Source organism: Fusobacterium sp. SYSU M8D902 (assembly GCF_040199715.1).
Lineage (GTDB): Bacteria > Fusobacteriota > Fusobacteriia > Fusobacteriales > Fusobacteriaceae > Fusobacterium_A.
Genome location: NZ_JBEFNA010000043.1, coordinates 1 through 9,249, shown reverse-complemented (window position 1 = coordinate 9,249; position 9,249 = coordinate 1). Strand labels below are relative to the sequence as shown.

Annotated in this window: 8 protein-coding genes and 1 tRNA gene; all 9 read right to left on the bottom strand. The window is 32.2% G+C overall.

The genetic code is table 11. From position 1 onward, the window contains the following. Position 1 precedes the first annotated feature (1 nt). Positions 2-74, bottom strand: a tRNA-Gly gene (locus tag ABNK64_RS10625). Between the two features lie 110 nt (positions 75-184). Then, complete coding sequence (locus ABNK64_RS10620) at positions 185-667, bottom strand: hypothetical protein (protein WP_349764351.1); 483 nt, start codon at positions 665-667, stop codon at positions 185-187. A 75-nt stretch (positions 668-742) separates the two neighbouring features. Beyond that, positions 743-1,795 (bottom strand): class II fructose-bisphosphatase, encoded by a 1,053-nt coding sequence (gene glpX / locus ABNK64_RS10615; RefSeq protein WP_291256095.1) that lies wholly within the window; start codon positions 1,793-1,795, stop codon positions 743-745. A 25-nt stretch (positions 1,796-1,820) separates the two neighbouring features. After that, complete coding sequence (locus ABNK64_RS10610; RefSeq protein WP_291256094.1) at positions 1,821-2,102, bottom strand: FtsB family cell division protein; 282 nt, start codon at positions 2,100-2,102, stop codon at positions 1,821-1,823. Between the two features lie 4 nt (positions 2,103-2,106). Then, positions 2,107-2,625, bottom strand: a complete 519-nt coding sequence (def, locus tag ABNK64_RS10605; protein WP_291256093.1) for a peptide deformylase — start codon at positions 2,623-2,625, stop codon at positions 2,107-2,109. Positions 2,626-2,651: 26 nt separating this feature from the next. Continuing rightward, positions 2,652-4,961, bottom strand: coding sequence for a replication restart helicase PriA (gene priA / locus ABNK64_RS10600; protein WP_349764350.1), 2,310 nt, complete (start codon positions 4,959-4,961; stop codon positions 2,652-2,654). Positions 4,962-4,969: 8 nt separating this feature from the next. Then, positions 4,970-7,078, bottom strand: a complete 2,109-nt coding sequence (locus tag ABNK64_RS10595; RefSeq protein ID WP_349764349.1) for a PASTA domain-containing penicillin-binding protein — start codon at positions 7,076-7,078, stop codon at positions 4,970-4,972. A 128-nt stretch (positions 7,079-7,206) separates the two neighbouring features. Continuing rightward, the gene (locus tag ABNK64_RS10590; RefSeq protein ID WP_291256090.1) at positions 7,207-7,401 is read right to left on the bottom strand and encodes a FeoB-associated Cys-rich membrane protein; all 195 of its coding nucleotides are present in this window, start codon (positions 7,399-7,401) and stop codon (positions 7,207-7,209) included. Positions 7,402-7,434: 33 nt separating this feature from the next. Next, positions 7,435-9,249 (bottom strand): ferrous iron transport protein B (gene feoB, locus ABNK64_RS10585; protein WP_349764348.1); only part of this gene is annotated, 1,815 nt, incomplete at its 5' end.

The following is a 9,249-nucleotide window of genomic DNA, read 5'->3' as shown; positions in this document are numbered from 1 at the left end:
GAGCGGGAAACGAGGGTCGAACTCGCGACATTCAGCTTGGAAGGCTGACGCTCTACCAACTGAGCTATTCCCGCAGACAAGAATAATAATATCATATTATATATTTTTTGTCAAACATTTTTTTATCTTTTTTTTAAATTTTTTTCACTTTTTTATAAAAACCCTTTATTTTCAATAGTTTTTACTATTTTTTTATTATAAATTTTTCCTTTAATATCTCTTTTAAGCAATATACAAATCTAACTTTTTTATTCATATAAAGAGGAATTAAATACTGTTTTTTATCTACAGTTATAACATCTAACATAGTTTCTAGATTTTTTCCTATCTTTCCCTCTTTCATAGTACAACTCTCTATCTCATCCAAATTTATCTCTGTTTTCATAAATTTCATTTTTCTATTTACTCTATCAATAGCTATTTTATAACTAAATGTTCCTTTAAGCTGTTTAAATCCAATATAAAGGAATATCACTCCAAACCCTACTCTTACTATACCTTCACCCAATCTAGCCATATACATTTGAAATAAAGCGATCAGAATTAGTGGTATTCCTATTCCTAACCCTACAACTATCTTCTTTCCTTCATTTGAGAAGTTTTCAACATCTTTTAACTCAAATTTTGCCCCTTCAACTTTTTTTACAAATTCCTCATAAAATATCATTTTTATCATCCTTTCCTATACAAAAGGCGACCAAGAATTTAAAATATTTTTTTGGTCGCCTAATAATTAATAACTTTATTTTACTAAATGACTGATCTTCTCATCTTTAAAATCTAAGTTATGTACAGAGTTTATATATCTTATTGTCTTACTTTTTCCTCTTACAACTAGAGTTTGAGTTCTAGCTATATTTCCTTTTCTTTTGATTCCCTCTAAAAGATCTCCACTTGTAATTCCTGTAGCTGAGAATATTACCTCATCATCTTTTACAAGATCATCTAGTTTTAAAACATCTCCAACTCTTAATCCCATCTGCTCACATCTAGTTTTTTCATAGTTAGATATCTTATCATTTTCTAAAGTTACACCTTTTACTTCACTTCTAAGTTTTAATCTAGCTTGCATATCTCCACCTAAAGCTCTTATAACTGCAGCTGAGATTACCCCTTCTGGTGCTCCTCCTATACCGTATAGGATATCCACATCTGAATCAACTATACAAGTTAAGATTGATCCTGCTACGTCTCCATCAGGTAGAGCATATACTTTTATTCCTAATTTTTGTAAATCTTTTATTATCTGTGTATGTCTAGGTTTATCTAAAACAACTACCATCATATCTCTTAAATCTTTATTCAATACTTTTGCAACATTATTTATATTGTCTATAAGAGGTTTTTCTAAGTCAATAGCTCCCTTTGCCTCTGGTCCAACTATTAATTTCTCCATATACATATCTGGAGCTTTTAGGAAACTTCCTTTATTTCCTACTGCAAGAACTGTAATTGCATTTGCTTGTCCTTGAGCAGTCATTCTTGTTCCCTCTACTGGATCTACAGCTATATCTACTAGTGAACATCCATCTAGAGTCTCTCCCTCTTCAATCTCATCTTCTGGTTGAGTTGCTCTTCCTACTCTCTCACCAATATAAAGCATTGGAGCCTCATCTATCTCACCCTCTCCAATTACTATCTCTCCATCAATTGAGATTCTGTTAAGCATTGTTCTCATAGCATCTACTGCTGCTTGGTCAGCTGCCTCTTTATCTCCTCTACCTACCCATTTGTGAGCGGCTAAAGCTGCTGCTTCTGTTACTCTAGCAAATTCTAGTGCTAATTCTCTTTTCATACTCTCCTCCTAATTATACTTTATGTTAATTTTTTATAAACCTGTATATCTCTTCATTCTCTTTTACCATCTGAAGTCTATTTCTAGCGATACTCTCCCTTTGAAAATCATCTTCTAGGTTATCTATCTTATTATTATAATCCTCTATTTTCAGTTTTGTTTTCTCTATCTTCTCATTTAACTCTATCTGTTCCTTTTTTAACTTCTCTATTTTTACAAAACTCCTATATATATAGGGTACAAAATAGTAGAGATTTAAAAGTATGATTAAAAATAGAAAAAACTTTAAAACATTCCGTCCATTCATAAGACTACTCCTCTATCTTATTCTCTCTTAGAGTCTCCTTTTTCAAACTTTGTAATTTTTTACTTATCATTCTTTTAGCTATTGGAGAGATTTTATCAACAAATAGAACAGCCTCTAAATGATCAAACTCATGTTGCATAATTATAGCTAGAAAACCTTCTACTTCCTCAGTTACCTCTTCTCCCTTTTCATTCATATACTCAACTCTAATCTTCTCTGGTCTCTGTACCTTCTTATATATTCCAGGTACACTCAAGCACCCCTCTTCACACTCTATCAAATTTTCAGTTAAAGGAGTTATTACAGGATTTATTACCTTTCTTACCACTCCATCTCCCTGATCACACACGAATATTCTCTTTGAGATCCCCACTTGAGGAGCTGCAAGTCCTACTCCCTTAGTCTCATACATAGTCTCAACCATATTGTCTAAGATTTCCAATATCTCATCATCTATCTTTTCAACCTTCTGAGCCACCTCTCTCAGTATTGGATCTCCATACTTTCTTATTTCATAAATCATCTATTTTTTCACCTCTATAAATTTTATCATATCAAATTAATTGGATCAATATCTACCACTATTCTAATTTTATCATTTTTTTCATATTTTGTAAGCTTTAATTTTAATTTCTTTTTAAATTTATTGATCTCTTTCAAATTTCCCTTTACAAAAATATTGTGTCTATACCTATCTTTTACTTTGTACACCATACTTCTCATAGGTCCGTAGAGTTCTACCTCATCTGATTTTATATCCTCATATAGATCCTTCACAAACTCCTCAACATACCTCTCATACTTAGAGGATATTCCTATATTTATAGTTTTTGAAAAAGGTGGATACTCCAACAGCTCTCTATTTCCTATCTCACTCTCATAGAATCCCTCATAATCACTGTTTTTTACCTTTTCAAATACTGGGTGTTCCTCCTGATAAGTCTGTACTATTACCTTTCCTTTTTTCTCTCCTCTCCCAGCTCTTCCAGCCACCTGAACTACCAGTTGAAATGTCTTTTCTCCAGCTCTAAAATCTGGAAAGTTAAGAATTGTATCTGCATTTACAACTCCTACCAATGTTACATTTGGAAAGTGTAATCCTTTTGATATAAGTTGCGTTCCTACCATTATATCATACTTTTTATTTAAAAAATCATAATACATCTTCTCAAAAAAATCTCTATCCTTTGACATCTCAGAATCTACCCTTATTACTCCCACATCAAAGTATTTCTTTATCTCTTCCTCTACTCTCTCTACTCCCTTTCCACTATGAACTAAATTTTTACTTCCACATTTGCTACAATGTCCTGTATATCTCTTTACCTTCCCACAGTAGTTACACTTCAATACACCTTGACTTGAGTAATAGCTATACTTTATAGAGCAATGGTCACACTCCTCTACATGCCCACAATCTTTACATTGGACATATGTTGAATATCCCTTTCTATTGAGTAACAATAATACCTGCTCCCCTTTTAAAAGAGTCTTTCTTATCTCATCTAACAATTTTTTGCTAAAGTAGAGACTCTCCTCTTTTTTCATATCCACAATCTCTATATCTGGAAGAACAGCTTCATTATAACGTTTTTTTAATTCTAAGAGTTTAAATATCCCCATCTGTGCATAGTAATAACTCTCTACTGAAGGGGTAGCCGATCCCAATATCAATTTTGCCCCCTCTAATTCTGCTCTTTTCAAGGCTACCTGTTTGGCATTATATCTAGGGTTATTATCCTGCTTATAAGTTGTCTCATGCTCCTCATCTAAAAATATATAACCTAAATTTTGCACTGGAGCAAATATTGCTGATCTTACTCCCAGAACTATTTTTTTCTGTCCTGTATAGATATTATACCACTCTTTAGCCCTCTCACTCTGCGTCAATTTACTATGTAAGATAGCTATATTCTCTCTGAACTCCCCTTTGAATCTATCTATCATCTGAGGAGTTAAAGATATCTCTGGAACTAAGAATATACTACCCTTTCCAGCTTTAAATCCAGATTTTATTATACTGATATACACCTCAGTCTTTCCAGATCCAGTGATACCTTTTAATAGATAATACATATCTTCACCTGATAAAACACTGTTTTTAGCTCTCTCCTGTTCATCATTTAGTATTTTATCTCTATTCTCTATCTCACTTTCAACTTGATACTCCTCTTTTTCCTCTTCCTGTTTCATCAGTTTTTCCAATCTCAGATCCCCTGATTTAACAAGTTTTTCTAGATATTTTTTAGAAAAATTTTTCTCAAGTATCTCATCTCTAACCAACTCTCTCTGCTTAAAATACTCGAATATATCTCTATCCAAAACACTCTCTATATTTGAATTTTTATAATTTAATCTTATACTGTTTTTTCCATGCCTTTCAAGTAATTCATCTTTTAAATACTCATTGATCTTATCCAATCCAAACTTTTTAGTCAGAGTTGGTTTTCCAACAGTTACTTTTTTTACAAAATACTCTCTCATCTCTTCATCTACTATCTCATCATTTACAAACTCAAATATATCTCTAGGAAAATAGTATCTCTCATATTTTATGCTCAAACCACTTGGAATTGCAGCTGTAATAACTTGATCATAAGTACTCATATAGTAATTTTTTATCCAGATTAAAAGCTTTATATACTTCTCATCTAATTTTATAGAGTTTTCCAATAATCTTATTATGGGTAAAACTTCAAAATCCTTCTCCTCATCACTATCTCTTGCTATTATAAGACCTGTTCTCTCTTTTTTTCTAAAAGATACAACTACTCTATCCCCTATAGAATATCTATCATCTGTATCTGCATAAGTATAGAGTTCTCTTGTATTGTCCACATATATCTTATAATATCTCATATCTGCTCCTATTCTAAAATTATTTTAATCTCCTTCACCTTTTCTAAAGATGCTCCCGGTTTTGGAAATTGATCTTTTACCAATCCAACTCCTGATACTTTTACCTCTATATCTGTATCTTTAAAAATATAGATTACATCTTTTGGATTTATTCCAGTCAAGTCTGGCATTACAACATCATTTAATGCTTCTTGCTGTATCTTCTCAAAACTCTCAACCTTAGATATACTTGAAATATTGTCTGAGAGAATATTTTTACTCTTGCTTATTCTTCTCACTATATCACCAAATACAGGGGCTGCTGTTGCTCCTCCAAATTTCTCATATATAGTTTCTCCTTTAGGTTTTAAAAACATTACTAAGATTGTATATCTAGGCTTATCTACTGGGAAAAATCCTATAAAAGATGATAGGTAATTCTCTTTTAAATATCCACCTCTCGTACTCAATTGGGCAGTTCCTGTTTTTCCACCAACTCTATAACCTATTACCTCTCCTCTTTTAGCTGTTCCCTCTGAAACTACCTTTTCCAACATCTCTTTCATCTCTTTAGACAGCTCTTCAGATATTGTTCTACCCCTTACAGTAGGAAGATTTCTCCTTACAACTACTCCATTTTCATCAGTTATCTTATTAACTAAGTATGGTTTATATAGTATTCCTCCATTTATCAATGATGAAAATGCTACAGCCATCTGAATAGGTGTCACTACTATTCCCTGTCCAAAAGACATTGTACTCTTCTTCAATCCATCCCATCTCTTGTATGGAGTAGTATATGGTTTTATCTCATTTGGAAAATCTATACCTGTCTTCTCATAAAGTCCAAATTTTTTTAAATAGTTCTCAAACTCCTCATTAGTAAATCTATCACCTATCATTACCATACCGACGTTACTAGATTTTTTTAAGACCTCCTCTGTAGTGAGTACTCCCTTAGTTCCACGACTGGCTTCTCTAATTGTATGTCTATACTTCTTTATAGTTCCATCACCAATATCAAATTTTGTATTTCTTTTAATTAATCCAGCATCTAATGCTGATGCAACTATTAAAGGTTTAAATATTGATCCTGGCTCCATCTGGTTTTGAAATATAGGATTTCTCAGAGCTTTATCCTTGTATATTGTGTGATAAGATGTTGCCAATACCTTTCCAGTATTAGGATCCAATATCACTCCATAGGCTTCTTCAGCTTTAGAAGATATAAACTTTTTCCCTAACTCCTCATTTAAAATATATTGAATATCATTATCTATCGTTGTATGCAGATTTTTACCATCAAGATTTGTCCTTATATTATCTTGAGAGAAGGGAAGTTTTATCCTTCTATTTTTTGTATAAATATTTTGCCTTTTTATACTTATCTCTCTCAAATACCTCTCATACTGTTTCTCTAATCCAAATACCCCTATTTTTTCAAAACTAGATTTTTGTGTATATCCTATGAATCCTATTAAATTCTTATACACATCACTTTTATAATATGTCCTTCTTATACTTCTATCAAACTGTATCTCATTTGCTGTAAGTTTATACTCCCTTGCTACATCTCTAATCTCCTCTTTTTCTCTCTCACTCAAGTTTTTAGCAACTACCTTGTATCTCTTTCCAGCTTTGTAAGCTTCATCAAGTTCTTTCAATATCTTACTCTTTTTCTTCTTTAAAAAAGGTTTATCCAGTATTTTTTCTATCCCAATTATAGTACTCTCTCTATCATATAAAGCACTTGGATTTACTCCAAACATATATATATTTTGGTTAAATGCCAAACTTTTTCCAGAATTATCATATATATCTCCCCTATTTCCATAGAGAATATCATTTCTCTTAATCTGACTCTTTACCTTCTCATCATACATTGTTTTGTTAAATATCTGAATGTATACCAATCTTACCACTACTAATAAAACCAAAAAAAGAATGATATTTGCTGACAACATTGCTCTTTGATTAAAGTTATTGGTTCTAGTATACTCCTTCTTTTTAGCAAAAATATATAAAAAATAAAAAAACAGTAAAAATAAAAAGATAACTAAAAGATAAATCTTATAATATATTGCCACTCCAAAGCCAATTATATTAGCCAATAAGGAAAATAATTTTATATACCTCACTTGAACTCCTCCACTAATTTTCTCACTTATTTAATTATAACAAATTTTATGAGTTCTTGTTATCTTTTTTTAATGAAAATGTAAAAAGGTGTCTCAAGCAAAAGCCATTGACACCTTTATCTTATATTTTATTCGTGATGGTTTCCACAGTTACATTTGTGTTCCTTGTCTTTATGATCATGTCCACCACAACCACAACTACCAGAACTACACTTTCCACCATCTCCACAACTACACCCTTCACCTTTAAAAGTTCTCAATAAACTTCTAATTGCAAAGAATCCAATCACGGCTATTATAGCTATTAAAATTGCTGTTTTCATAAAATCTCTCCTTTCATTAGAGATCTTTAAATATTAAAAGAATAATTTTCCAATTTGGAATATCAATGTTGAAACAACATATGGTACTACTAACATTATTCCAACTACTTTTCCTAAATATCCCCAACCGAATTCATGTTTTATTGCTCCTAATGTAGCAACACAAGGTACTACTAATAGAATGAACGCCATAAATGAGTAAGCTCTTAATGGAGCAAGTTCATCATTTGGCCATAGGTTAGCTGTTGCTTTAACTATTCCTCTTCCCTCTTCCTCTATCTCATCAGCTTCTGGAGTAGCAAATAATCCTTCAACATCTAGACTTAGCATTCCCATTACTGAATCTTTTACAGCTCCACCAAGTCCTTTTATTTGCTCTGTTAAATCTTGAGTGAAAGTAGTCTCTTCAGTTACCTCTTCTGCCTCTTCGCTCTCCTCTAATGGTAGGGCTTGAGCTAGGAATCCTACTACTACCTCTTTTGCTGCAATACTAGGTGGGATAGCTGCTACAGTTTCCCATCTGTCTCCAAATCCTGTAGGTTTCATTATTGGAGCAAATGCATGTCCAAATTTAGCTATATATGATGTATTTGAATCTCCATTATTTGGGAAGTATGTTAATGCCCATAAGATCATCATAATTCCTAAGATTACAGTTCCTGCTCTCTTAATATAATCAAATACTCTTAACCAAGTTGAGTTTAATATAACTTTTAAACTAGGAATTCTATATGGTGGTAACTCTATTAATAATGCTTTATTCTCTGACTTGAATCCTTTTACATTCTTTAATACAAGTCCAACTAATATAGCCACTATAATTCCTAATAGATATATAGATACTACAACTAATCCTCCTTTAGCTCCAAAGAAAGCTGCTGTAAATAATCCATAAACTGGTAATCTAGCTCCACAAGACATGAATGGTGACATTGCTGCTGTCATCTTTCTTGAACTTTCATCTTCCATTGTTCTTGTAGCATAGATTGCTGGTACTGTACATCCAAATCCTACTACCATTGGAACAAATGATTTTCCGTTTAATCCCAATCTTCTCATAATCTTATCCATTAAGAAAGCAACCCTTGACATATATCCACTCTCTTCTAAGATCGCTAAGAAGAAGTATAAGAACATCATAACAGGAACGAATGTAAGAACTCCTCCTACTCCTCCTACTATACCATCTGTGATTAATGAACTTAACCAATCTGGTGTTCCCTCTACTAACTTACCTACATATTTACCTACAAAGTCACCAAAGAATCCATCTATCCAATCTATGAAAGGAGCACTTCCGTTGAATACAAACGCCATAACTCCAGCCATAATCAATAGGAATAAAGGTAATCCTAAAACTCTATTTAATAGTATCTTATCCACTTTATCAGTAAAATCTAGTCTTGATTTTATTGATGTTGTAAATGTTTTTGCTAAAACTCCATTAACTGCTCCATATCTTTGCTCAGCTAATATAGTCTCACTGTCATTGTCATACTTATCTTCTAATTTTAGTATTCTCTCTTCAAATTTTCCAGTTACATCTATATTGAATTTTGTTTTTAACTTTTCGATTAAGTGACTATCTCTCTCTATTAGCTTTATAGCTATATACTCTGCTGAATATACTTTTAAAGCTTCTGAGTAGCTCTTATCTTCTTTTATCTCTTTTACAATCTCTTTTACTAGAGCGGTTGTTCCCTCATCAAATGGTAGTGAAAACTCTATATCTTTCTTCTTCTTAGCTATTTCTAGAGCTTTGTCCATCAAATCTGTTATTCCTGTTTTCTTTAGAGCTGAAACAGGTACAGCCTTTACTTCCATAAAGTTTTCAAATTGATCTAGATC